Annotated in this window: 21 protein-coding genes and 1 pseudogene; 5 read left to right on the forward strand and 17 right to left on the reverse strand. The window is 60.4% G+C overall.

What is annotated here, in order from left to right; translation table 11 throughout:
* Window positions 1-27: 27 nt before the first annotated feature.
* The 7 genes and pseudogenes from RAE21_RS13605 to RAE21_RS13635 all read right to left on the reverse strand — a co-directional run bounded on the left by RAE21_RS13605 (window position 28) and on the right by RAE21_RS13635 (window position 6,104).
* Window positions 28-990: a Gfo/Idh/MocA family oxidoreductase gene (locus RAE21_RS13605; protein WP_313881822.1), complete on the reverse strand. Its 963-nt coding sequence runs from the start codon at window positions 988-990 to the stop codon at window positions 28-30.
* 1 nt (window position 991) lies between these two features.
* Window positions 992-1,885 (reverse strand): class III extradiol dioxygenase subunit beta, encoded by an 894-nt coding sequence (locus RAE21_RS13610; RefSeq protein WP_313881823.1) that lies wholly within the window; start codon window positions 1,883-1,885, stop codon window positions 992-994.
* A 5-nt stretch (window positions 1,886-1,890) separates the two neighbouring features.
* Window positions 1,891-2,340: a protocatechuate 4,5-dioxygenase subunit alpha gene (gene ligA, locus RAE21_RS13615; RefSeq protein ID WP_313881824.1), complete on the reverse strand. Its 450-nt coding sequence runs from the start codon at window positions 2,338-2,340 to the stop codon at window positions 1,891-1,893.
* Window positions 2,341-2,444: 104 nt separating this feature from the next.
* Window positions 2,445-3,371, reverse strand: coding sequence for an amidohydrolase family protein (locus RAE21_RS13620; protein WP_313881825.1), 927 nt, complete (start codon window positions 3,369-3,371; stop codon window positions 2,445-2,447).
* Window positions 3,372-3,380: 9 nt separating this feature from the next.
* A complete protein-coding gene (gene ligK / locus RAE21_RS13625; RefSeq protein WP_313881826.1) occupies window positions 3,381-4,064 on the reverse strand; it encodes a 4-carboxy-4-hydroxy-2-oxoadipate aldolase/oxaloacetate decarboxylase in 684 nt (227 codons plus the stop codon).
* A gap of 319 nt (window positions 4,065-4,383) precedes the next feature.
* On the reverse strand, window positions 4,384-5,412 hold the full coding sequence (locus RAE21_RS13630) for an amidohydrolase family protein (protein WP_313881827.1): 1,029 nt from the start codon (window positions 5,410-5,412) through the stop codon (window positions 4,384-4,386).
* Between the two features lie 33 nt (window positions 5,413-5,445).
* Window positions 5,446-6,104 (reverse strand): annotated as a pseudogene (locus RAE21_RS13635) (substrate-binding domain-containing protein).
* Window positions 6,105-6,306: 202 nt separating this feature from the next.
* On the opposite strand from RAE21_RS13635, the gene RAE21_RS13640 reads away from it, so the two are divergent.
* On the forward strand, window positions 6,307-7,221 hold the full coding sequence (locus RAE21_RS13640) for a LysR family transcriptional regulator (protein WP_313881828.1): 915 nt from the start codon (window positions 6,307-6,309) through the stop codon (window positions 7,219-7,221).
* A 102-nt stretch (window positions 7,222-7,323) separates the two neighbouring features.
* Window positions 7,324-8,322 carry a Bug family tripartite tricarboxylate transporter substrate binding protein gene (locus RAE21_RS13645; RefSeq protein WP_313881829.1) on the forward strand — a complete coding sequence of 333 codons (999 nt, stop codon included), beginning with the start codon at window positions 7,324-7,326 and terminating at the stop codon, window positions 8,320-8,322.
* A gap of 157 nt (window positions 8,323-8,479) precedes the next feature.
* Here RAE21_RS13645 and RAE21_RS13650 read toward each other — a convergent pair whose 3' ends face one another.
* From RAE21_RS13650 to RAE21_RS13695, 10 genes are all read right to left on the reverse strand, one after another.
* Window positions 8,480-9,427: an AEC family transporter gene (locus RAE21_RS13650; RefSeq protein ID WP_313881830.1), complete on the reverse strand. Its 948-nt coding sequence runs from the start codon at window positions 9,425-9,427 to the stop codon at window positions 8,480-8,482.
* 9 nt (window positions 9,428-9,436) lie between these two features.
* Window positions 9,437-10,321 (reverse strand): DUF1932 domain-containing protein, encoded by an 885-nt coding sequence (locus tag RAE21_RS13655; RefSeq protein WP_313881831.1) that lies wholly within the window; start codon window positions 10,319-10,321, stop codon window positions 9,437-9,439.
* A gap of 81 nt (window positions 10,322-10,402) precedes the next feature.
* Window positions 10,403-11,380 carry a tripartite tricarboxylate transporter substrate binding protein gene (locus RAE21_RS13660; RefSeq protein WP_313881832.1) on the reverse strand — a complete coding sequence of 326 codons (978 nt, stop codon included), beginning with the start codon at window positions 11,378-11,380 and terminating at the stop codon, window positions 10,403-10,405.
* Between the two features lie 83 nt (window positions 11,381-11,463).
* Window positions 11,464-12,189 carry an ABC transporter ATP-binding protein gene (locus RAE21_RS13665; protein ID WP_313881834.1) on the reverse strand — a complete coding sequence of 242 codons (726 nt, stop codon included), beginning with the start codon at window positions 12,187-12,189 and terminating at the stop codon, window positions 11,464-11,466.
* Window positions 12,186-12,977: an ABC transporter ATP-binding protein gene (locus tag RAE21_RS13670; RefSeq protein WP_313881835.1), complete on the reverse strand. Its 792-nt coding sequence runs from the start codon at window positions 12,975-12,977 to the stop codon at window positions 12,186-12,188. The genes RAE21_RS13665 and RAE21_RS13670 overlap by 4 nt, the downstream gene beginning before the upstream one ends.
* Window positions 12,974-13,981, reverse strand: coding sequence for a branched-chain amino acid ABC transporter permease (locus RAE21_RS13675; protein WP_313881836.1), 1,008 nt, complete (start codon window positions 13,979-13,981; stop codon window positions 12,974-12,976). The genes RAE21_RS13670 and RAE21_RS13675 overlap by 4 nt, the downstream gene beginning before the upstream one ends.
* Window positions 13,978-14,853, reverse strand: a complete 876-nt coding sequence (locus RAE21_RS13680; protein WP_313881837.1) for a branched-chain amino acid ABC transporter permease — start codon at window positions 14,851-14,853, stop codon at window positions 13,978-13,980. The genes RAE21_RS13675 and RAE21_RS13680 overlap by 4 nt, the downstream gene beginning before the upstream one ends.
* 137 nt (window positions 14,854-14,990) lie before the next feature.
* Window positions 14,991-16,163 (reverse strand): ABC transporter substrate-binding protein, encoded by a 1,173-nt coding sequence (locus RAE21_RS13685; protein ID WP_313874957.1) that lies wholly within the window; start codon window positions 16,161-16,163, stop codon window positions 14,991-14,993.
* 154 nt (window positions 16,164-16,317) lie between these two features.
* A complete protein-coding gene (locus tag RAE21_RS13690) occupies window positions 16,318-17,166 on the reverse strand; it encodes a ParB N-terminal domain-containing protein (protein WP_313881838.1) in 849 nt (282 codons plus the stop codon).
* Window positions 17,167-17,214: 48 nt separating this feature from the next.
* Window positions 17,215-18,108: a LysR family transcriptional regulator gene (locus RAE21_RS13695; RefSeq protein ID WP_313881839.1), complete on the reverse strand. Its 894-nt coding sequence runs from the start codon at window positions 18,106-18,108 to the stop codon at window positions 17,215-17,217.
* A 91-nt stretch (window positions 18,109-18,199) separates the two neighbouring features.
* On the opposite strand from RAE21_RS13695, the gene RAE21_RS13700 reads away from it, so the two are divergent.
* The 3 genes from RAE21_RS13700 to istB all read left to right on the forward strand — a co-directional run bounded on the left by RAE21_RS13700 (window position 18,200) and on the right by istB (window position 21,727).
* Window positions 18,200-19,177: a sodium-dependent bicarbonate transport family permease gene (locus RAE21_RS13700; protein ID WP_313881840.1), complete on the forward strand. Its 978-nt coding sequence runs from the start codon at window positions 18,200-18,202 to the stop codon at window positions 19,175-19,177.
* Window positions 19,178-19,829: 652 nt separating this feature from the next.
* On the forward strand, window positions 19,830-20,903 hold the full coding sequence (gene istA, locus RAE21_RS13705) for an IS21 family transposase (protein WP_428984048.1): 1,074 nt from the start codon (window positions 19,830-19,832) through the stop codon (window positions 20,901-20,903).
* Window positions 20,900-21,727, forward strand: a complete 828-nt coding sequence (gene istB, locus RAE21_RS13710) for an IS21-like element helper ATPase IstB (RefSeq protein ID WP_313879687.1) — start codon at window positions 20,900-20,902, stop codon at window positions 21,725-21,727. Before istA ends, istB begins: the two co-directional genes overlap by 4 nt.
* Window positions 21,728-21,729: the final 2 nt, after the last annotated feature.

Genomic DNA, 21,729 nt, shown 5'->3' on the forward strand with positions numbered 1-21,729 from the left:
CATGGCGTTGCATTGTAGGTCGGGGCTCTATTTCTGTTGGGCCAATTGCTGCTCCAACTGGTGCAGCACGCGGTAGCAGTCCAGCACGCGGCCCACACTGGAGTTGGGTTCGCGCCCCTCTTTGATGGCGGCAAAGAACTCGCGGTCTTGCAGCTCAATACCGTTCATGCTGACGGCCACTTGGCTCACGTCGATCTTCTCCTCCTTGCCGGTATACAAATCGTCGTAACGGGCGAGGTAAGTCGCTGTGTCGCCGATGTAGCGGAAGTAAGTGCCCAAGGGGCCGTCGTTGTTAAAGCTCAATGACAAGGTGCAGATGGCACCGTTGGCCGCGCGCAGCTGGATGCTCATGTCCATGGCGATGCCGAGCACCGGGTGGATGGGCCCCTGGATGGCGTTGGCCTGCACGATGGGGCTGTTGGCCTGGTAGGCAAACAAGTCCACGGTGTGCGCAGCGTGGTGCCACAGCAAGTGGTCGGTCCAGCTGCGGGCTTGGCCCAGCGCATTGGTGTTGGTGCGGCGGAAAAAGTAGGTCTGCACATCCATCTGCTGGATATTGAACTTGCCGGCCGTGATCTGCTCATTCACATACTGGTGGCTGGGGTTGAAGCGGCGGGTATGGCCGCACATGGCCACCAAGCCGGTGCGCCTTTGCTCTGCAACGACCGCATCGGCACCCGCCCAGCTATCAGCCAAGGGGATTTCCACTTGCACGTGCTTACCGGCTTTCAAACAAGCCAGCGTCTGCTCGGCGTGCATCTGGGTCGGGGTGCACAAAATTACTGCGTCCAGCTCAGGAAGTTCCAGGCTTTCCGACAGCTCGGTGGTCACATGGCCTACGCCGTACTTGGCGGCCACTTCTTTGGTTTTGTCCAACTCACGGCCGATCAGGGAGATAACTTCCACGCCCTCGATGTTCTTGATGCCGTCCAGGTGTTTGACGCCGAAAGCGCCGGCGCCCGCGAGGGCGACTTTGATGGTTTTGCTCATATCAGTTGTTTTCCAAAATCAAATGTCCCACCGCCGTGTTGCTGGCGGGCACATGGTAAAAACGGTGCTTGACGCTCACAGAATGTGCGCGGGCTGCTTCCAAATCTGTAGCATCGTAGGGCACATCAGACATGGCGCCGCGGGCGATCAGCCACATCACCAGCTCAATGCCTTCACTGCCGGCTTCGCGCACGTAGTCGATGTGCGGCGTAGCGGCGCAGGCGGCCGGGTCGGCAATCATCTGGTCCATCCACGCGTTGTCCCACTCACGGTTGATCAGGCCGGCACGCGCGCCTTGCAACTGGTGGCTCATGCCGCCGGTGCCCCAGATGTGCACATTCAGATCTTCGTCGTAGCTTTCCACCGCCTTGCGGATCGCCTTGCCCAAGTTGAAGCAACGCTGGCCGCTAGGCACGGGGTACTGCACCACGTTGACTGCAAACGGAATCACCGGGCAGGGCCAGCTGTCCTTGACCGGGTCTTTTTCACCGCACATCAGGCTCAGGGGCACGGTCAGGCCGTGGTCCACATCCATCTTGTTGACGATGGTGAGGTCAAAGTCCTGCTGGATCACCGAGTGCGCGATGTGCGAAGCCAGGTCAGGGTGGCCTTGCACCTTGGGCACCGGGCGGGGGCCGAAGCCCTCGTCGGCGGGGGTGTACTCCGCCGCCGTGCCAATGGCGAAGGTGGGAATCATGTCCAGGCTGAAGGCGGTCGCGTGGTCGTTGAAGACCAAGAAGATCACGTCGGGCTTGTTGTCCTTCATCCATTGCTTGGAGAAGTCGTAGCCGGCAAACAGCGGCTTCCAGTAGTCCTCCTGGGTCTTGCCCAGGTCTATGGCAGCGCCGATGGCCGGCACGTGGGAGGTGAATACAGAGGCGGTAATTTTGGCCATGGGGTTCAGTCTTTCTTGCCACCAACGGTGGGTTGTTGGCCTTGGGGTTGGCGGTGGGCTTGGGCGTCGCCGTCCTCACCGATGTAGCGATTGCCTTCGGCCGAGCGGCCACCGGCCAACATCATGGCGCGGTACTCTTCTTCGGTCATGCCGGTCATGCTGCCGGCCATCTGCTGAAAGCTGCGGCCATGGGTGGCGCCGATCTTGGCCAGGAAGTAAATGTTGCCGCCTAGCTGCATAGCGCGGTTCAGGTCCATGTCAATCACAGCCTGGCGTTGATCCTCGCTCATGGGCCATTCATTCAGGTAGGCGCGTTGGTCGACCTTGAAGCGCGCGCGGTTGTCGGCTTTCATCAGGCTCATGCAGAACTGGTTGAGCCAGTAGCCTTTGCGGCTTTGCTCGGCATCAAAAATGATGGTGCCGGGGATGTCCTGGTAGGGTTTGTCGAGTGCCATTCAGTACTTTCTCAAAACAATAGAAATCGCCGCAGGGCCGCCCCAAGGCGATTTGCGCCCCCTCCGGGGGCAGCGATCCGCGCAGCGGCAGAGCGTGGGGGCCATCAGTCCTTCCAATAGAGGCGGTTGGGGTTGTCCACCAGCAGCTTGCGTTGCAGCTCTGGGGTGGTGGCGATATGGGGAATAAAGTCCACCAGCAGGCCGTCATCGGGCATGTGGTCCTTCAGGTTGGGGTGCGGCCAGTCGGTACCCCACAACACGCGGTCAGGGAATTGCTCCACGATGCGCTTGGCAAACGGAATCACATCGCGGTAAGCGTGTTGCTCGCCGTTCAAGGCTTTGGGGCCGCTGACGCTCAGGCGCTCGGGGCAGCTCACTTTGCTCCACACATTGCTGTGCTCTCGCATGAACTTTTCAAACAAGGCGAATTGCGGGCCGTCTACCGGCAGCGACACATCGGGCCGGCCCATGTGGTCCACCACCACCGTAGTAGGCAGTGCGGTGAAAAAGTCCCACAGCTCGGGCAGGTCCACCGCCTCAAAGTAGATCACCACGTGCCAGCCCCATTTCGCAATGCGGCCGGCAATTTCCATCAGCTCGTCCTTGGGCGTGAAGTCCACCAGGCGCTTGACGAAGTTGAAGCGCACGCCGCGCACACCGGCGTCGTGCATGGCCTGGATTTCTTCATCGGTGACGCTGCGCTTGACCGTGGCCACACCGCGCGCTTTGCCCTTGCTGGCGAGCAGCGCGTCCACCATGGCGCGGTTGTCGGCACCGTGGCAGGTGGCTTGCACGATGACGTTCTTCTCAAAGCCCAGGTGGTCGCGCAAGGCGAACAGCTGGTGTTTGGAGGCATCACACGGCGTGTACTTGCGCTCAGGCGCATAGGGAAATTCGGCACCGGGGCCGAACACGTGGCAGTGCGCATCGACAGCGCCTGCAGGCAGTTGGAAGGTAGGCGTAGATGGGCCGGTGTACCAGTCCATCCAGCCAGCAGTTTTGGTGAAGTCACCCGAAGTAGGTTTGGTCATAGCGGGCTTTCAGTCGATGTACTTCAAACCCAGCGCAGCCAAGGGCTCGCGCATCTTGTACATGTCCAGCCCCAGCACGCCGGCGGCCAGCTTCTCGCGCTTTTCGCCTTCGAAGCTTTCACGCTTCTGGGCAGCGGCCAGCGTGGCAACAGCTTTGGCTGCGGGCACGCACACCACGCCGTCGTCATCCGCCACGATAACGTCACCAGGGGTCACCAACATGCCGGCACACACAATGGGAATGTTCACCGAGCCCAAGGTCGCCTTGATGGTGCCCTTGCTGCTAATGGCTTTGCTCCAAACGGGGAAGCCCATGCGCTGCAGCTCCTTCACATCGCGCACACCGCCTTCGATGATGAGGGCGCGAGCGCCGCGGGCTTGGAAGCTGGTTGCCAGCAAGTCGCCGAAGAAACCGTCGGTGCACTCCGCCGTGACCGTGGCCACCACGATGTCGCCGGGCTGGATCTGCTCCGCGGCCACATGCATCATCCAGTTGTCGCCGGGTTGCAGCAGCACGGTCACTGCGGTGCCGGACACCTGCACGCCGCTCTGGATGGGGCGCATATAGGGCTTGAGCAAGCCCACGCGACCCATGGCCTCGTGCACGGTGGCAGAGCCCAGAGCGGCCAAACCGTCAGCGGCAGCGCGGTCTGCGCGGGTGATGTTGCGGTAGCAAACGCCTAGTTCATACATTTCAATACTCCTCAATATTTTTCGCCGTTGTTTTCGCTGAACACACTTATCTCTGAGCCCGCGACAGAGCAGGGGTGAGTACCTCCGCTCATGTCCCCCGCCCGCTGCGCGGGCTCCTCCTTGACTTCGCTGCGGCACTCACCCCTGCTCTGCCGCTGCGAACGAAATTGACTTCATTCAGCCACCTATCCAAAAACGCTGGCAAGGCTTGGGGTGGTTATGCGTTTTGCGTAGGTAAAGGAGGAGCCCGCAAAGCGGGCGGGGGACACGCAGCAAAACGCATAGCCACCCCGAGCCCCTACCCAAACGCAAAACCAAGTTACTGCCCCTTGGCCTTCAAAACCGCATCCAGGCGCGGAAAGACGCGCCGCGCATTGCCTTCGTAAATCTGGTGCCGGTCATCCGCACTCAGGATCTTGGACGCTTCGATGTAGCGCTTGGTGTCGTCGTAGTAGTGGCCGGTCTGCGGATCAATCCCGCGCACCGCACCAATCATTTCGGACGCAAACAACACGTTCTTCACCGGGATCACGGTGTTGAGCAGATCAATACCGGGCTGGTGGTACACGCAGGTGTCAAAGTAAATGTTGTTGAGCAGGTGCTCTTCCAACAGGGGCTTCTTGAGTTCCTGCGCTAAGCCGCGGAAACGGCCCCAGTGGTAAGGCACTGCGCCGCCGCCATGCGGAATCAGGAACTTGAGCGTGGGAAATTGCTTGAACAAATCGCTGGTCAGGCACTGCATAAAGGCGGTGGTGTCCGCGTTCAGGTAGTGGGCGCCGGTGGTGTGGAAGCAGGCGTTGCAGCTGGTGGACACGTGGATCATCGCGGGGATGTCGTACTCCACCATCTTCTCGTAAATGGGGTACCAGTGCTTGTCGCTCAAAGGGGGCGATGTCCAGTGGCCGCCGCTGGGGTCGGGATTCAGGTTGATGCCCACATTGCCGTACTGCTCCACGCACTTCACCAGCTCGGGGATGCAGGTGGCAGAGTCCACGCCGGGGCTTTGGGGCAGCATGGCCGCGGGGATGAAGTGGTCAGGAAAAAGCTGGCTCACGCGGAAGCACAGTTCGTTGCAGATGGCCGCCCAGGTGGCGCTGGTGTTGAAGTCGCCAATGTGGTGGGCCATGAAGCTGGCGCGCGGGCTGAAGATGGTGAGGTCGGAGCCCCGCTCTTTCATCAGGCGAAGCTGGTTGGATTCGATGGTTTCGATCAGCTCGTCATCGCTGATCTTCAGGTCAGCCACCTTGGGGCCCAGTTCGGGCGTGGACAGGTTGGCGATCTGGGCGTTGCGCCAGTTCTCCAGCGCCTTGGGGGCGGTGGTGTAGTGGCCGTGGCAATCAATGATCATGGAAGTCTCCGGTGATGTTGTCAGTGTGTGTATTTACGCGGGCTCCATGCCCTGGCGCAGCTTGGCGGCGGCGGCTTGGGGGGATGCCATGTAGTCCAGCAACGCGCGCACGGCGGCGGCTTGGCTGCTATGGGCGCCGAGGCCCGCAGAAAAGGTGGTGGTGATTTGGATGCCAGCGGGCAAGGGCCCGACGATGCGGATGCCTTGCACGTGAATCAACTCGCTGAGCTGCTGAAAGCCCAGCGCCACTTCGCCCTGCGCTACCAGCGTGCCCACCGGCACGCCGGGGGGGCTTGCACGATGCGGCTTTGAATCTCGTCGGCAATGCCCCAACGCTCAAACAGTTTGGCCAGCGCCACGCCACTCGGGCCGGTGGAGTAGCTCAGAGTCGGTGCGGCCAACACGGCTGTACGCACTGCTGCTTCCGAGCTGATGTCGGGCGTCGCAGCGCCCTCTTTCACCGCGACGGCGACGCCGGAGTGCACCAAATCAACCCGGCCACCGGCCGCAAGAAAGCCTGCCGCCAATAGCTTCTCGATGGCGTCCGACGCGAGAAACACGATGTCGAAAACCTCGCCCGCTTGCACCCGCTTGGCAGCGTCTACTCCGCCCACGGACTGCAGCGCGAGGTGCACGCCCGTGGCGGATTCATAGGCCTCGGCCAGCTCAGTCAACACCTGGCGCGTGGCCATGGAGGAGATGGCTTTCAGGATCGATCCAGCAGGGGCGTGGGAGGGCGAGGCAGAGATTTGCATGCTGGGTATTCTGGTCGGGCACGCCGGCTTTGATAAGCCGAGGGGGCGACTAGCAGCTATCACATATCGGCATAATTGACGCGCAGCTATTCTCAGAAGAAACTCCCCCACTCCCGAAAGCCGCTATGGATTTGTTGCTATGGACTTGAAACAGTTGGAATACTTTGTGCGCGTGGCCGAAATGGGCAGCTTTACCCGCGCCTCCATCTCGCTGGACGTGGCGCAGCCTGCGCTGAGCCGCCAGATCCGCCTGCTGGAGGTGGAGCTGCGCCAGAACCTGCTCACCCGCAACGGCCGTGGCGCAGTGCCCACCGAAGCCGGCAAGCTGCTGCTGGAGCACGGCCGCGGCATCCTGCACCAGGTGCAACTCACCCGCGAAGAGATGGGCGCGGCGCGCGGCGCGCTGGCCGGAAGGGTGTCCATCGGCCTGCCGCCCAGCCTCTCCAAGCTGATCACCGTTCCGCTGGTGAAGGCCTTTCGCGAAGCCCTGCCCCAGGCCCACCTGACGCTCACCGAAGGCTTTTCGGTGCAAATGCACGAAGGCCTGCGCTTGGGCAACCTCGACATGGCGGTGCTCTACAACCCCGGCCAGAGCACCGATCTGGAAATGAGCACGCTGGATGAAGACGAGCTCTCGCTCATCTCGCACAACCCCGACGGCGGTAAAAAAGGCAAAAGCAAAACGGCGCCCGCCATCAGCCTCAAAGAAGTAGCAGCGCTACCGCTGATCCTGCCCAGTCGGCCCAATGCATTCCGCATCCTTCTCGAAGGCGAAATGATGGCGCTGGGCCGCCGGCCTGAAGTGCTGCTGGAGGTGGACGGGCTCAACGCCATCCTGAACCTGGTGAAAGAAGGCATGGGCCACGCAGTGTTGCCCAGCTACACACTGAGCAACTTCGACAACCCCGAGACCTTCACGGTGCAGTCCATCCACACCCCGCGCATTATGAGCCAGCTGATGCTGGTGTGGTCCGCCCGCCGCCCCACCACCCAGACGCAGCGCAAGGCGATGGACGTGGTCAGCAAAGTGGTGCTGGAAGCGATTCACCGTTAACCGCAGCACCGCTTTTTGCATAGCTGCTATGCCATGCGCAGCTTGCTTTGCGCCTAATGCTGCCTGCACACTGTCTCCATAACGATTCACGAGGAGACAAAAATGCCCCAAGCCACTACCAAATTCATAGCTGCCTGCGCAGTATTAGCGGGCGCTAGCGGCCTTTTTCTTTCACAATCTGCGGTGGCACAGACGGCCGCAACCTACCCCGCCAAGCCCATCCGACTGGTGGTGCCCTTCACCCCCGGCGGATCTACCGACATCCTGGCGCGTGCCATCGGGCAGAAGCTCAACGAAGCCTGGGGCCAACCGGTGGTCATCGAGAACGTGCCCGGCGCAGGCGGTTCCATTGGCGCTGACAAGGTGGCCAAAGCCCCGGCCGACGGCTACACCCTGCTCATGGGCCACATCGGCACACTGGCGGTCAACCCTTCGCTCTACCCCAACCTGCCTTACGACCCCATCAAGAGCTTCGCGCCGGTAGCCTGGGTGGCGCGCGTGCCCAACGTGTTGGTAGTGCACCCCAGCGTGCCGGCCAAAAACGTGAAAGAACTGGTGGCACTGGCCAAAGCCAAACCCGGCCAACTGAACTACGGCTCCGGTGGCAACGGCAGCGCTGCCAACCTGGCCAGCGAGTACTTCAAGCTGCAAACCGGCAGCTCGTTGCTGCACATTCCCTACCGCGGCACCGCGCCCGCTGTGACCGACCTGGTGGGCGGTCAAATCCAGGTGCTGTTTACCGGCGCACCGGCCATGATCAACCAGATCAAAAACGGGCAATTACGCGCGCTCGCGGTCTCCAGCCCCAAGCGCATGGACGTGCTGCCGGACCTGCCCACCGTGGCAGAAAGCGGCTACCCCGGCTTTGAGGCCGACCAGTGGTACGGCGTAGTGGCACCTGCCGGTACTCCAGCCGATGTGGTGGCCAAGCTCAACGCGCAGGTCAACCAAGCGCTGAACTCGCCCGAACTCAAAAGCCGGCTGAACGCAGAGGGCGCCATCGCCACGCCGGATACACCCGCCAATTTCGGAAAGTTGATTGCCGCAGAAATCGCCCGCTGGAAACCCGTGATCAGCGGCGGGCGGGTCAATGCGGACTGATGAAGCAGGCTCGCTATGGATCGCGAAGCAGCGTCATGTCGACACGCTGCACATCTGCAGATCCATCGAGCAGAAGCGCCAGACGATATCCCAAGGCTGTACCTGCACCACTGCGATGGTGGTCGGCTACCTGCCTTTCGTCACACGGGCACCACGGCTAAAGCGGGTAGTGCTTCAACACCCACAAAAGCACATTCAATGTGAAAAACGAGCCTACCGTGGCAGCCAGCAAGGTGGCGGCGCTCACCTCTTCATGACCATACTTCAGCGCGAGGATGGGATAAATGCCCAGCATGGGCATGGCGGCGTAGAGCAAGGCGGCGGTGCGCAGTTGCGGATCGGCAATCGGCACCACGAAGGTGAACGCAAGAAACACACACAGCGGGTGCAACACCAGCTTGCCGATGGTGATCTGACCCACCAGCCGGCGCTTGCCCTTGAGCTGCAATCCCACCAGGGCTCCGCCGATGATGAACAACGCAAGGCCGGTAGTCACTTGCGAGAACAAGGTAATGGTGCGTGCCACCGGGCTGGGCAGCACCCAGCCCATCACCGAAACCAGCAGTGCCAGCGGAATCACCACCAGCATGGGGGTGCGAACCCAGCCCCGCGCAATATCCAGCAACACGGTGCGCCAGCGGCGGTGGCCGCCGGCATCGGCGTTGTCGGCCAGCGTGAGAAGCACAGGCAGCTTGATGAGGTTTTCAAACACCATATTGAGCGCCAGCGCCACCGGGGCAATGCTGCCCAGCACCAGCTGCGCCACCGGATAACCCATGTAGCCACTGTTGGAGCATGAGGTGCCCATGGCGAAAAAGGCACGGTAGCTGCCGGTGCTGTGGTTCACATAACGGGCCCAGAGGTAGCCCGCCAGCATCATGACCGCAGAGCCCAGGCCATAAGCGAGCAGGTAGTCCATGTGCATCACGTCAGCCAGCGGGCGCTGGGCAATGGCATTGAACAAGAGCGCAGGCAAGGCCAGGTTGAGTACAAATTTGCCCAGTACACGCAAATCAGGTTTGCTGAACACCCCCATGCGGGTGCAGAGGTAACCCATGGCAATGCACAGGTAAATGGGGCCGGTGATGGCCAGAATATCAAGCATCAGAACCTGTCAGAGAGTGGAGCGACGGGCGAGGAGTGCGTCGGCGTAGTCCTGCCAAATGGCGTTAGGGGCGATGTCGGCAAAGGTACCCGCGCGGGCTTGGTCAGCCACCCACTGCTGTTTGTCGGCAATCGCACTGGCCATGGTGGGCGCAAAGCCGACCTCAGCGACGGTGCGGGCGGATTCGCGCATTTCTTCCGCGCGGCGCTGGCCGTGTTGGGCAACGCGGCTGAAGAAGTAGGCGCCCTGCTTCTCCCAATCGATGCTCGGGAAAGTCTCGGCCAATGTGGGCAACACATGCGCTTCCACCCCGTAGGCACGGGCGGTGGTGTAGCTCTCGATGACCAGCGCCTCAAGCCCTTTGATCATGACGCTGCGGCACATTTTGATGGCCGAGGCCACGCCGATGTCGGCCGACACGGCCTTGGCATCCATGCCCAGCGCCTGCAAAGCGGCGGCCAAGATGGCGGCCTGCGAGCCGCCCAGCAACATGGGCACGCGGATGCCATAGGGCGGCACCGAGGTCATGACGCCGGCCTCTACATAGTGCGCACCGGTGGCCTGCACCAATGCAGCGGCTTGCTGCTTGGTACCGGGTGACGCAGAGTTGAGGTCCAGAAACACCATGCCCGCACGCAGGTGCGGGGCTGCCGCTTGCGCGACCGTAAGGGTGTTCGACGCGGTCACCGCACTGATGACCCAATCGCTGGCATCGCACAGCGCTTGCACGGAGGTCGCCTGCAGCACGCCGCCCGTGGTAGCCGCACCCGCAGCATCATGAAACTTGATGTCCCATGCACTGACGCTGTGAACGTGCGGCAACAACCCGGCACTGAAAATGCGCCCGACTTCGCCGTACCCCACCAGCCCGAGCCGGCCCGTTGCCAGATTCATCTTCCGCCCCTGAATTTATAAGAAATGAGCTACTAGCGCTCATGAAATATGCGCCAGTAGCTCCTGAAATAATAGCAAAACTTACAAGCGCGGCACACCCGACTTGGTAATCACTTCGCCCCAGCGCTTGATTTCGCTACCCAGCAACTCGCCCAACTTTTCGGGGGTAGAGCCACGCGCAGACACATTGAGCTCAAACAGCTTTTTCTTCACATCGGGGTGAGCCAACGCGGCTTGCACCTCTTTGTTGAGGCGGGCGATCACGTCTTTGGGCGTTTTGGCGGGAGCCGCCAGCGCGTTCCAGGACGACACATCGAAGTTGGCCACGCCGCTTTGCATGACAGTGGGCACATCGGGCACCTGTGCTGCGCGCTCGTCGCCCAGGATGGCCAGCGGGCGCACCGCCTTGGAGTTGACTTGGCCCATCATCGGCCCGAGGATTTCGATGGCCACATCCACCTGCCCGCCACGCAGGGCGGTAGTGAGTGCGGGCGTGCCGTTGAAAGGCACGATCAAAAAGTCCAGCCCGGTGCGCGACTTGAACAGCTCAGCCGCGAGGTGCTGGGTGCTGCCGATGTTGATGGTGCCCACATTGAGCTTGCCGGGGTTGGCCTTGGCAAAGGCCATGAGCTCGCCAAGATTTTTGTAGGGTGCGTTGGCAGACGCAAGCACCGCGAGGTCAAAGAAACCCAAGGTGGACACCGGCGCAAAGTCGCGCTGGGCATCGAATGGCAGTGTTTTGAACAGGCCAGCGCTCACTGCCGTGCCATTGGACATGAGCAGCAGCGTGTGGCCATCCGGCTCCGCCTTGGCCACCGCCTCACCCGCCCCCACACCACCGGCGCCCGGCTTGTTGTCGATGATGACCGGCTGCCCCAACGACTCGGAGAGCTTTTGCGCCACGGTGCGGGCTGTCAGGTCAGCCACACCGCCGGCACCAAAGGGCACGACGATGCGGATCGGTTTACTGGGGAAAGTGTCTGCCATGGCGGGCACTGCTGCGGCCAAGGCAGAGGTAGCGATAGCAGCCAGCGCGCTGCGGCGTGTGATACGGTTCATGCTTGTCTCCTTTGAAGTAAAAAGAGCCACTGGCGCTGATGAAACATGCGCAAGTAGCTCTGTTTTTAATAGCAAATCAACCCTTAGCGGGCCACACCCAACAACTTATCCAACAGCTCGGGTTGCTCCCGCAAACTCTGGGCGGTGCCGCTGTGCACCACGGTGCCACGGTCCAGCACCGCAGCGGTGTCGCTGATGGCCAGGATGGCTTGCGGGTGCTGCTCCACGATGATGGCAGAGAGGCCCTCTTCGCGGGTGATGCGGCGAATGGCGCGCAACAACTCCTGCACGATGATGGGCGCGAGGCCTTCACAAGGCTCGTCGAGCAGCAGCAAGGTGGGGTTGAGCACCAGCGCGCGGCCCACGGCCAGCATTTGCTGCTCGCCACCGGAGAGCTGGGTGCCCAAGTTGGTCTTGCGCTCGGCCAGACGGGGAAATAGCTCGTACACGCGCTCGGGGGTCCACATCGCGGCCTTGCGGCCGGCGCGGGCCGGGCGCGCCACCGCGGTGAGGTTCTCATCCACCGTGAGCGACTTGAAGATGTTGCGCTCTTGCGGCACCCAACCGATACCGGCGGCCGCCCGCTCGTGTTGGGGCATTTTGTGCAAGTCGGCGCCCCCTAAGCGCATGGTGCCGCCGTGCTGCCGGGTGGCGCCGGCCAGGGTGTTCATGAACGTGGTTTTGCCGGTGCCATTGCGACCCAGCAGCGCCAGCGTTTCGCCTTCGTTGATGGACACTGACACGCCGTGCAACACCACCGCCTCGCCGTAACCGGCAGACAGGTTTTCTACTTTGAGCAGCTCGGTCATGCGTGGGCTCCTTCGCCTTCGGCGTGGCCGAGGTACACCGCCTTGACCTGCGGGTCATTGGCAATTTCTTCGGGGTTGCCCTCGGTGAGCATGGTGCCGTTGACCAGCACCGTCATGCGGTTTGCAAAGCTGAAGACCAGATCCATGTCATGTTCAATCAAAAGGATGGACACATCCGCCGGCAGGGCTGCCACGGTTTGCAGCAACTCTTCGCGCTCGCCGGCAGGCACACCGGCCACCGGTTCGTCGAGCAACAGCACGCGGGGCTCGCAAGCCAGCGCAATCGCAATCTCCAGCAAGCGGCGCTTGCCATAAGCTAGCACCCGGGTTTCCTGGTGCATGACGCTGCTGAGGTGGAACTGCTCGAGCAACTGCTCACACCGCTCTACCACGCTGCGGTCTGCCCCCAACGGTTGCCACCACTTGCCGCCCAGGCCCTTGTGCTGGCTGACCACCATGGCCAGGGTTTGCATCGGGCTCATGCTGTCAAACAGCTGGTTGATCTGGAAAGTGCGCACCATGCCACGACGCACGCGCTGGTGCGGTGCCAAATGCGTGATGTCCTCACCCTCGAGCACGATGCGGCCTTCCGTGGGCTGGAGCACGCCGGTCAACAGGTTGATCAGTGTGGTTTTGCCGGCGCCGTTGGGACCGATGAGTGCATGGCGCGCACCTTTTTGCAGGTTGAGCGTGACGTTGTTGGTGGCAGTGATGCCGCCAAACTTCATCACCAGCCCTTGCGCGCTGAGTACGGTGTTGGAATTCATGGGAGTAGAGGTGGCGCTCATGCAGCACCTTCCTTCTTCTTGGAGGACGATGTGCCGAACCAGGTCCAGGGGCGCACCACACGCTCGCGGCCCACCAGCATGAGCACCACGAGGAAGAGGCCGATCCAGAAGGTCCAGTACTGGGGGGTGATGCTCGATATAGCGTCTTGCAACACCTTGAACACGATGGCACCGATGACGCCGCCATACAACCAGCCCACGCCGCCGATGACCAGCAGCAACACCAAGTCTGCTGAGCGGTGGAACTCAAACACGTCCAGCGAAGCAAAGCCGGTGGTCTGCGCCAGCAGTGCCCCGGCCATGCCGGCAGCACCTGCGGCCACGGTGTAAGCCACTGCAATACGGCTGGCCACTGGAATGCCGATGGCCATGGCGCGCAAGCGGTTGTCGTGAATGGCCTTAAGCGTGCTGCCGAAAGGCGAGTTCACAAAGCGGCGTGCGAGCACAAACATGATGAACAGCACCACGATGGAATAGGTGGCCGCCGTACTGCCGTACAGGTCGAACTCGAAGCGGCCGAGCAAAGGGCCCATCATCACGCCCTGCAGGCCGTCGGCACCGCCGGTGAGCCAGTCGAGCTTGTTGGCGAGTTCCATCAGGATCAGGCCCACGCCCATGGTCACCATGAGGCGGGTCAGGTCGGTACCACGCTGCACGGTCACACTGCAAATGGCACCCAGCACCGTGGATACGACCATGGCCACGGCCAGGCCGAACAAGGGGTCGGGGTTGATGTGCTTGGAAAACAAGGCCGCGGTATAGGCGCCCATGCCGAAGAAGGCCGCATGGCCCAGCGACACGATGCCGGTGTACCCGAGGATGATGTCCAGGGACAGGGCAAACAGGGCAACGATGGCAATCTCGTTGATGATGAGCGCGTGGGTGTTCATGACCCAGGGCAGTGACAGGGCCACCGCCCAGAGTAGCAGCTCCCACCAGCGCCAGCGGCCGGCACGCATCAGGATATTGGTGTTGTTCATGGAGGAAAAGTCCGGGGTGTTCATGCCTTGCCGCCTTTGCGCACAAAGAGGCCTTGCGGGCGCCAGACCAGGATGATGATCATCAGGCTGTACACAATGAAGGCGCCGAGTTTGGGGATGTAGTACTTGCCTGCGACGTCAGCAATGCCCAAGAGCAATGCTGCCAAGAGTGGCCCGGTGATGCTGGAGGTACCGCCCACGGCCACCACGATCAAGAAGTAAATCATGAACTTGAGCGGGAAGGTGGGGTCCATGCCGAGCACGTCGGCGCCCAGCGCACCGCCCAGACCGGCAAGTCCGGAGCCCACTGCAAAGGTAGCCAGAAACACCACATTCACATTGATGCCCAAACCGGCGGCCACCCGCTGGTCGTCCACCGATGCTCGCAGGCGGCTGCCAAAGCGGGTTTTGGTCAGGATGTGCTGCAGGGCAATGGTCAGTGCAGCACACACGGCAATGATGAACAGGCGGTAGTGGCCCATGCCCAGCATCCAGGCACCCTCACCGATTTCGGTGCGTCCTTTGAGCCATTCAGGCAGCTGCATGATCTGCTGGGTGGAGCCCACAAAGTAGTCCACCGCGGCCACCGCCATGAAGGTCAAGCCGATGGAGAACATCACCTGGTCCAGGTGCGGGCGATTGTACAGCGGGCGATACAGCGTTCTCTCCAGAACGGCGCCCAGCAATGCCGAGGTGACAAACGCAATCGGCAGGCACAGCAAAAAGGGAACATCGAGGCGCTGCATCAGCAGCACGGTGACGTAACCGCCCACCATGGCAAAGGCGCCGTGCGCGAGGTTCACGAAGTTCATCAGCCCCATGGTGACGGCGAGGCCGACCGCGAGGATGAACAACAACATGCCGTAGGCAATGCCGTCGAAAAGTATGGTCAACATAAAAGTAGTTTCCGGGTCAATCTTGCTGGCGAGCGGCCGAGTTCGGGCAACAAAAAAGCGAGGGCGTTGCCATCGCTTTTTGTGCCTGCAGACTGCCGCCCACTGCTTAACGCATGGTCAGCGATCAGGGGAGTCGGTTAACGGGCTTTACCCGGGTCTTTGACGTCTTTGATGACATCAAACTCCACGTTGTAGAGCTGGCCGTCTTTCCTCTCCACTTTGCGCAAATAGATGTTCTGCACGATATCGCGGGTCTGAGCGTCGATGAAAATCGGGCCGCGTGGGCTCTCGAAAATCTGACCCTTCATGGCAGCCAACAAAGCATCGCCACCGCCCTGACCCTTGGTGGCCTTGAGCGCCTCATAAATCACGCGCATGCCGTCGTAACCACCCACGGCCATGAAGTTGGGGCGCAGGTTGTTATTGGCCTTTTGGAACGCATCAACAAACTTCTTGTTAACGGCAGACGGGTGCGCGGCAGAGTAGTGGTGGGAGGTCACCACGCCCAGAGCGCCGTCGCCCATGTCGTTCAACTGATCATCATCCGTGATGTCACCGGTGCCGATGAGCTTGATGCCGGCTTTGTCCATGCCGCGCTCGAGGAACTGCTTCATCACCGCTGCGCCGGCGCCGGATGGCACGAAGACAAAGAGCGCATCGGGCTTCAGGTCACGCACCTTTTGAAGGAAGGGCGCGAAATCAGGGTTGCGCATGGGTACGCGCAACGTGTCCACCACGGTACCGCCGTTGAATACCAGGCGTTCTTTGAAGAACTTTTCTGCGTCGAGGCCCGGGCCGTAATCAGACACCAGGGTCACGACCTTCTTGATGCCGTTCTTGGGCGCCCAGTCTGCAATCGAGACCGATGCCTGAGGCAGTGTGAAGCTGGTGCGCACGATGTAGGGCGAGGCCTCGGTGATGCTCGAGGTGGCAGCGGCCATCACCACCTGGGGGGTTTTGGACTGGGTAGCCAAGGGCGCGGTTGCCAAGGCAGAGGGCGTGATGCCGAAGCCGGCGAGCACGTTTACCTTGTTGTTTACGATGAGCTCTTGCGCCATGCGCTTGGTCACATCAGGAATGCTGGTGTCGTCCTTGATGATGAGCTGGATTTTTTTGCCCGCAACGGTGTCTCCGTTTTGGGCCATGTACAACTTGGCCGCTGCTTCAATCTGGCGGCCGGTGGTGGCCTGCTGCCCGGTCATGGGCAGGATCAAGCCGATTTTGAAAACATTGTCTTGTGCAAAGACAGTGGAACCGGCGATTGCCAACGAGGCCAATGCGGTTGCGCGGAGGAAGTGGCGTTTGTTCATGTGTTGTCTCCTGAACGGTTTTTTGAATCACACTGCGTGCGACTATCGCCCTTTACAGCCCCCATTGCAACTGCGGATACGCACTCTTAGTTATTCCATTTTGCAATATCCGGCCCGTTGTTTCGCTTTTAACAAACCGTTTGTATAAGCCGCCTCAGAACGGTTTGACTTCCGCCAGTTGCCGACGGAGATGGGCGTTTTCGGCCTCTAACTGGGTAACGCGCTCCCGCAAGGCCTCTAGGGTCCACTCGACAGGCGCTTCCCCAGAGGCGGTATCGACAGCCACGGCTGCCGAAGGCTGGTGGGCCGCCATGGCCTCGCGGGCGACCCGCTTGGCGTCACGCACCCGCTTGGCGGCTTGTTTCAGCTCGTCTTTTCCCGCGCTGGCCGCTGCGACTTGCTCTTGTTCGGGCAAGCTGGCGACTGCGGCTGCTGCATTAATGGAGATCACACCAGACTTCACAGCTGCCACCAATTCTGGTGCAGCTTGTTTTTGGATTTTTTCGATCATGACCACTTGGCTGCTGCTGAGGCGAGCCGCTTTGGCTAGATCTTCACGGCTCTTGAAAGCGCCCTCCTCACCGGCAGCCGCGGAAGGCGTCGTGGAAGCAGCTTCGTCGGTGGCATTGGCAGCCTCTTCGGCACCTGCGCCGGGCTTGTCGGCAAGCGCGGCCTGTCGGCGGGCGGCGAGGATTTCCCGCTTACGCAGGGCAAGGACACCGCGCTGAAAGTCCGAAACGCTGCGGCGTCCGAGGTGCTGGTCAATCATCCACAGGTGCACATCGTCCATGGACTTGAACAGACTGCTCTGCACTGTTTGGTAGGGCAAGCCGTGTTTTTGGCAGATGCCGTAGCGGTTATGTCCGTCGACCAGCACATCGCCCCACAGGACGAGGGCATCGCGGCACCCCTCTGACAGAATGCTGCGCTCCAAAGCGGCATGCTCCTCGGGGGTAAGAGGGTCAATATAGGCTTTGAGTTCTTCGTTGACGATGATGTCCATACCGGGTGTGCCTACGCAAAAGGGCTGGATTGTAGGTGCTGGAGCTCCTTAGGCCTTGGCTGCGAAGTGGTCGAGGTATTGCATGAAGGCCGTAGCCAACGGGGAGAGTCGCTTGCCCCGGAGGTGCACGGTGTACCAGTTGGACTCCACGGGAAACCCCTCCACCCCCAGCACGGTGAGGCCTTGGCCTGCAAGGTCAGGGCCTAGCGCATGCTGTGACACCACCGACAAGCCTAGACCGCCGGCAACGGCCTGTTTGAGCGCCTCGTTACTGCCCATTTCAAGACGTAGCCGTGGCACAAAGTGGTGCTTCGCAAAGTGGGCATCGGTGGTGAGCCGCGTTCCTGAGCCTTTTTCCCGCAGAACAAAGCGCTCTGCGTGGAGGTCTGCCAGCATGACATGCGTTCGTCCTGCCAAGGCATGGCCTACGGGCGCAATGAGCACCAAGGGGTTGGGCAGGAAGGCATGGATCACCGCATCAATATCAACCGGGGGTTTGGACATGATGTAGAGGTCGTCCACGTTGTCGCGCAGGCGCTGCACCACGCCATCGCGGTTGAGTACCTCGAGCGAGATCTCAACATCAGGGTGCATACGGCAGAAATCGCCTAACAAGCGTGGAGTGAAATACTTGGCAGTGCTGACAACGGAGAGGCGTAATCGACCTGCCGTGAGACCCTTCTGGGCAGCGATGGCTTGTTTGAAGCGATCCCACTCGTCCAGAAGGTTCTTGGCCGTGTTTTCGAGTTCACGGCCAGCGTCGGTGAGCTGCAGCTTTTTGCCCGTGACTTCATAGAGCGGCAAACCCACAATCTCTGCCATCTCTTTGAGTTGCATAGAAACAGTGGGTTGGGTGACATGCATAGCCCGCGCGGCTTCGGTGATGCTGCAGTGCTCGGCCAGGGCTAGAAAGGTCTTGAGTTGGCGGAATGTGATGTTCATAGTTTTTGACCTATGCTCATTTCGATTATTTTTGATTTTGCCTTATGCATGCTTGTTCGTACCATCGTAGATCTCTTTCTGTAGGTGTGCGATGCAAGCTTTACTCGATCCGGCCATTTTGTTTTTTTTGCTAGGTTTGACCGCTGGATTTCTGAAGTCGAATCTTGAGATTCCTCCCCAAGTGTCCCGCTTCCTTGCGCTCTATTTGCTGATGGCACTCGGCTTGAAGGGTGGGTTTGCACTTTCTCAGTCGGGTTTTGGCAGCGAGGTGGGGTTGGCGCTGGGGTTGGCCCTGCTCTTGGCGGTGATCATTCCGGCACTGAGCTTCTTGCTAATGCGTAGGCTCATAGCGCCGTTTGATGCGGCTGCCGTAGCTGCCACCTACGGCTCAGTCAGTGCGGTGACCTTCATTACCGCGATCCAGTATCTGGAGGGTCGCAACCTTGCTTTTGGTGGCCATATGGCTGCCGCGATGGCGCTGATGGAGTCCCCTGCGATCATTTTTGCGATTGCACTGGCAAGCAAGATGCGGAGCAAGCTTGCCGTCCAGCCTGGGCCTCAACAAGTCGCACCTATGGGCTTCAAAGGGGTACTTCATGAGTCGTTAACGGACGGCGCACAATTTCTGCTTCTGGGCTCAATCGCGATTGGATTGTTGACAGGTCAAGAAGGCAAGCTGGCCATGGAGCCCTTTACCGGAAATCTATTCAAGGGAATGCTCGCGTTTTTCTTGCTGGACATGGGCGTTAGCGCGGCCAAGAACTTGCCCAAATTGAGGGGGCAGACGCCGTGGATCTACGTATACGCCCTGAGCGCACCGCTGGTCCATGCCGCGTTGGCGCTAGTGCTGGGGTATGGTTTGGGAATCAAGGCCGGAGATTTGGCCCTTTTGATGGTGCTGGCGGCGAGTGCGTCTTATATTGCCGTGCCTGCGGTACTTAAACATTCCATGCCAGAAGCAAATTCAGCCTTGTACCTAGGCATGTCATTGGGGATTACGCTGCCGCTCAACCTCGTGATCGGAATCCCGCTGTACGTTTACGTAGCCTTCCGAGTCGCTGGCGCGTAAACCTAGCCCCGCTTCCAATGGCTCTCAGGATAAGGCAGCAGCGCTTTTGCAGCTTCAATGCGTTCGCCCATAGGGAGCGACGTATCGTTCATGGCAGCCCACAGGAATTCGGCAGGTCCTAGCCTTTCTGTAAGTGGGCCTACTCCGTTTCGGCGGTCTGACCCGTCAGAACGCTCTGCCATATAGGGTGCCGCATCTTTTCGACTTAAGGAGTTCGTAGCGTCCAGCTGCTCAAGCACGAAGTCCATCTGCGCCCGAGTCATGGGCGACAGCCGGGAAAGAATTTCGGCTTGTTGGTCGCGTACCGGGGGGACATCGACCCAAGGCTCATCGCCAAAAACAGCGGCTAGGTCCCGTGTAACAAAGGCGGACCAATGGTCTGTTCCAGGCGTACAGGCCGGCACCGCGGTAAACAGGCTATCGGCATGCTCGCTCAGAGGCTTAGAACTCGGATACCAAGAGACCCGGTCTTGGGGCAGTTCGTCCAGAAATCGTTCACGCAACGCCATCAGAAAGCGTTCGCACGTACTACTTGAAGCAGGTTGGGATAACGAATGTCACGCGCAGTATGAAAATGACACGCAAACGCGGTGAGGAATTGATACACCTCGACTAACGTGCCAAGCCATCCGAACCATGGATGGGACTGGCAATGATTACGAACGAGGAGTACATGGAACTCAAGGTTTTAAGGAAGCACAGGCTGAGCTTGCGCGAGATATCGGCGCAAACTGGAATGGCAGTCAACACGGTGCGTAAGTATTTGGAGGGCGGTCCGCCGGCCATGAAGAAACTGCCGGAACGTAAAAGCAAGCTCGATCCATTCAAGGACTACTTGGCTGGACGTATTCAGGCGGCCAAGCCTGATTGGATTCCCGCAACGGTGCTGCAGCGTGAGATTGCCGCACAGGGGTATACGGGCTCCGTGCGCATCCTGCAGGAGTACCTCAAGGAGTTGCGTCCACAGGCGCGCCCGGATCCGGTTGTGCGGTTCGAGACCCAGCCCGGTGAGCAAATGCAGATGGACTGGATCGAGTTCCGCAAGTCTGGGCATAAAGACGGCATGTTGGCGGCGTTTGTGGCAACGCTTGGCCACAGCCGGGCGACCTTCGCGGAGTTTGTCACAGACATGAAGCTGGAGACACTACTGGCGTGCCATGTCAGGGCGTTCGAGAGCTTTGGTGGAGTCACCCGTGAAGTGCTGTACGACAACATGAAGACCGTCATCCTCAAGCGTGACGCCTACGGCAAGAACCTGCACCAGTTCCAGGGTGCCTTTGCTGACTTTGCGCACCACCATGGCTTTGTGCCGCGGGTGTGCAAGCCCTATCGGGCCAAGACCAAGGGCAAAGTCGAACGCATGAATGGCTACATCCGGCGCAGCTTCTGGGTGCCATTGGTGGCGAGTATGAAGCAGCAATGCTTGGTGGTGGACGCGGACACAGCCAATCGGGAAATGCGCACCTGGCTGCGTGACGTTGCCAATGTGCGGATCCACGGAACCACTGGGTGTGTGCCGGCACTGGCTTTGCAACAGGAGCGCACACATCTGCTGGCCATCCCCAGCGCCTACAGTGGGCGAACAGTGCGTCAATTGCAAAAAGTCACCGGTAGCGGCGCAGCAGTCCGGCCAATTCCAGCCGCGGCATGGCGAGGCCTGCAGCATCCTCTGGCGATGTATGACACGCTGGTGCACAACCAAGCCTCAGCAGGAGGACGACCATGAGCCTGCAAATGGAAAGACTGCGTGAACTGTGTGATCAGCTGCGCCTGCTCAACTTACCCGATCAGCTTGCCCACTTGGGGCAAATGGCGGCCAAGAAAGAGCTGGGGTACCTGGAGTTCCTGGAGCAAGCCTTGCGTGGCGAGGCTCTAGCCAGAGTGGAGAGAACACGCGCCATGCTCACGCGCATAGCGGGCTTCCCCGCCATCAAGACGCTTGATGAGTTTGACTTCCAGTTTGCCAGCGGCGTGCCCAAACCCCTGGTACAGGAGCTTGGCAGTCTGGCCTTCGTGGAGCGCAGCGAGAACGTGGTCTTGCTGGGCGCCAGTGGGGTGGGCAAAACCCACTTGGCCATCGCCTTGGGCTACAGGGCAACCCAGGCTGGAATCAAGACGCGTTTCATCACGGCGGCAGATCTGCTGATGACACTGAGCACGGCACTACGGCAGAACACCCTGGAAGAGGCTATCAAACGCATCGTGCGTCCCTACCGGCTGTTGATCATTGACGAGGTCGGGTACCTTCCCATGAATCGGGAACAGGCGAATCTTCTGTTCCAAGTCATTGCCAAACGCTATGAAGTGGGAAGTCTCATCCTGACCTCCAATCTGCCGTTTGGGCAATGGGACCAGACGTTTGCAGACGATGCCACGCTGACAGCGGCGCTACTTGACCGACTGCTCCACCACGCCCATGTGGTCCCGATTTCAGGAGACTCCTATCGCCTGAAAGATAAGCGGCGTGCCGGTGTGATTGCCGCCAGCAGCAATACCCTACTCAAACGAAAACGCAGTCACCTTGATACACAGGAGGAACAGGCAGCCTAAGG

This window comes from Rhodoferax potami (genome assembly GCF_032193765.1).
Lineage (GTDB): Bacteria > Pseudomonadota > Gammaproteobacteria > Burkholderiales > Burkholderiaceae_C > Allorhodoferax > Allorhodoferax potami.

Coding starts and splice junctions, on each gene's coding strand:
- RAE21_RS13640 (WP_313881828.1), top strand. CDS start 6,307: ATGGACTTGAAACAGTTGGAATACTTTGTGCGCGTGGCCGAAATGGGC.
- RAE21_RS13690 (WP_313881838.1), bottom strand. CDS start 17,166: ATGGACATCATCGTCAACGAAGAACTCAAAGCCTATATTGACCCTCTT.
- RAE21_RS13650 (WP_313881830.1), bottom strand. CDS start 9,427: ATGCTTGATATTCTGGCCATCACCGGCCCCATTTACCTGTGCATTGCC.
- RAE21_RS13605 (WP_313881822.1), bottom strand. CDS start 990: ATGAGCAAAACCATCAAAGTCGCCCTCGCGGGCGCCGGCGCTTTCGGC.
- ligA (WP_313881824.1), bottom strand. CDS start 2,340: ATGGCACTCGACAAACCCTACCAGGACATCCCCGGCACCATCATTTTT.
- RAE21_RS13670 (WP_313881835.1), bottom strand. CDS start 12,977: ATGAGCGCCACCTCTACTCCCATGAATTCCAACACCGTACTCAGCGCG.
- RAE21_RS13630 (WP_313881827.1), bottom strand. CDS start 5,412: ATGATCATTGATTGCCACGGCCACTACACCACCGCCCCCAAGGCGCTG.
- istA (WP_428984048.1), top strand. CDS start 19,830: ATGATTACGAACGAGGAGTACATGGAACTCAAGGTTTTAAGGAAGCAC.
- istB (WP_313879687.1), top strand. CDS start 20,900: ATGAGCCTGCAAATGGAAAGACTGCGTGAACTGTGTGATCAGCTGCGC.
- RAE21_RS13685 (WP_313874957.1), bottom strand. CDS start 16,163: ATGAACAAACGCCACTTCCTCCGCGCAACCGCATTGGCCTCGTTGGCA.
- RAE21_RS13665 (WP_313881834.1), bottom strand. CDS start 12,189: ATGACCGAGCTGCTCAAAGTAGAAAACCTGTCTGCCGGTTACGGCGAG.
- RAE21_RS13655 (WP_313881831.1), bottom strand. CDS start 10,321: ATGAATCTGGCAACGGGCCGGCTCGGGCTGGTGGGGTACGGCGAAGTC.
- RAE21_RS13680 (WP_313881837.1), bottom strand. CDS start 14,853: ATGTTGACCATACTTTTCGACGGCATTGCCTACGGCATGTTGTTGTTC.
- RAE21_RS13645 (WP_313881829.1), top strand. CDS start 7,324: ATGCCCCAAGCCACTACCAAATTCATAGCTGCCTGCGCAGTATTAGCG.
- RAE21_RS13620 (WP_313881825.1), bottom strand. CDS start 3,371: ATGACCAAACCTACTTCGGGTGACTTCACCAAAACTGCTGGCTGGATG.
- ligK (WP_313881826.1), bottom strand. CDS start 4,064: ATGTATGAACTAGGCGTTTGCTACCGCAACATCACCCGCGCAGACCGC.
- RAE21_RS13675 (WP_313881836.1), bottom strand. CDS start 13,981: ATGAACACCCCGGACTTTTCCTCCATGAACAACACCAATATCCTGATG.
- RAE21_RS13610 (WP_313881823.1), bottom strand. CDS start 1,885: ATGGCCAAAATTACCGCCTCTGTATTCACCTCCCACGTGCCGGCCATC.
- RAE21_RS13695 (WP_313881839.1), bottom strand. CDS start 18,108: ATGAACATCACATTCCGCCAACTCAAGACCTTTCTAGCCCTGGCCGAG.
- RAE21_RS13660 (WP_313881832.1), bottom strand. CDS start 11,380: ATGAACCGTATCACACGCCGCAGCGCGCTGGCTGCTATCGCTACCTCT.
- RAE21_RS13700 (WP_313881840.1), top strand. CDS start 18,200: ATGCAAGCTTTACTCGATCCGGCCATTTTGTTTTTTTTGCTAGGTTTG.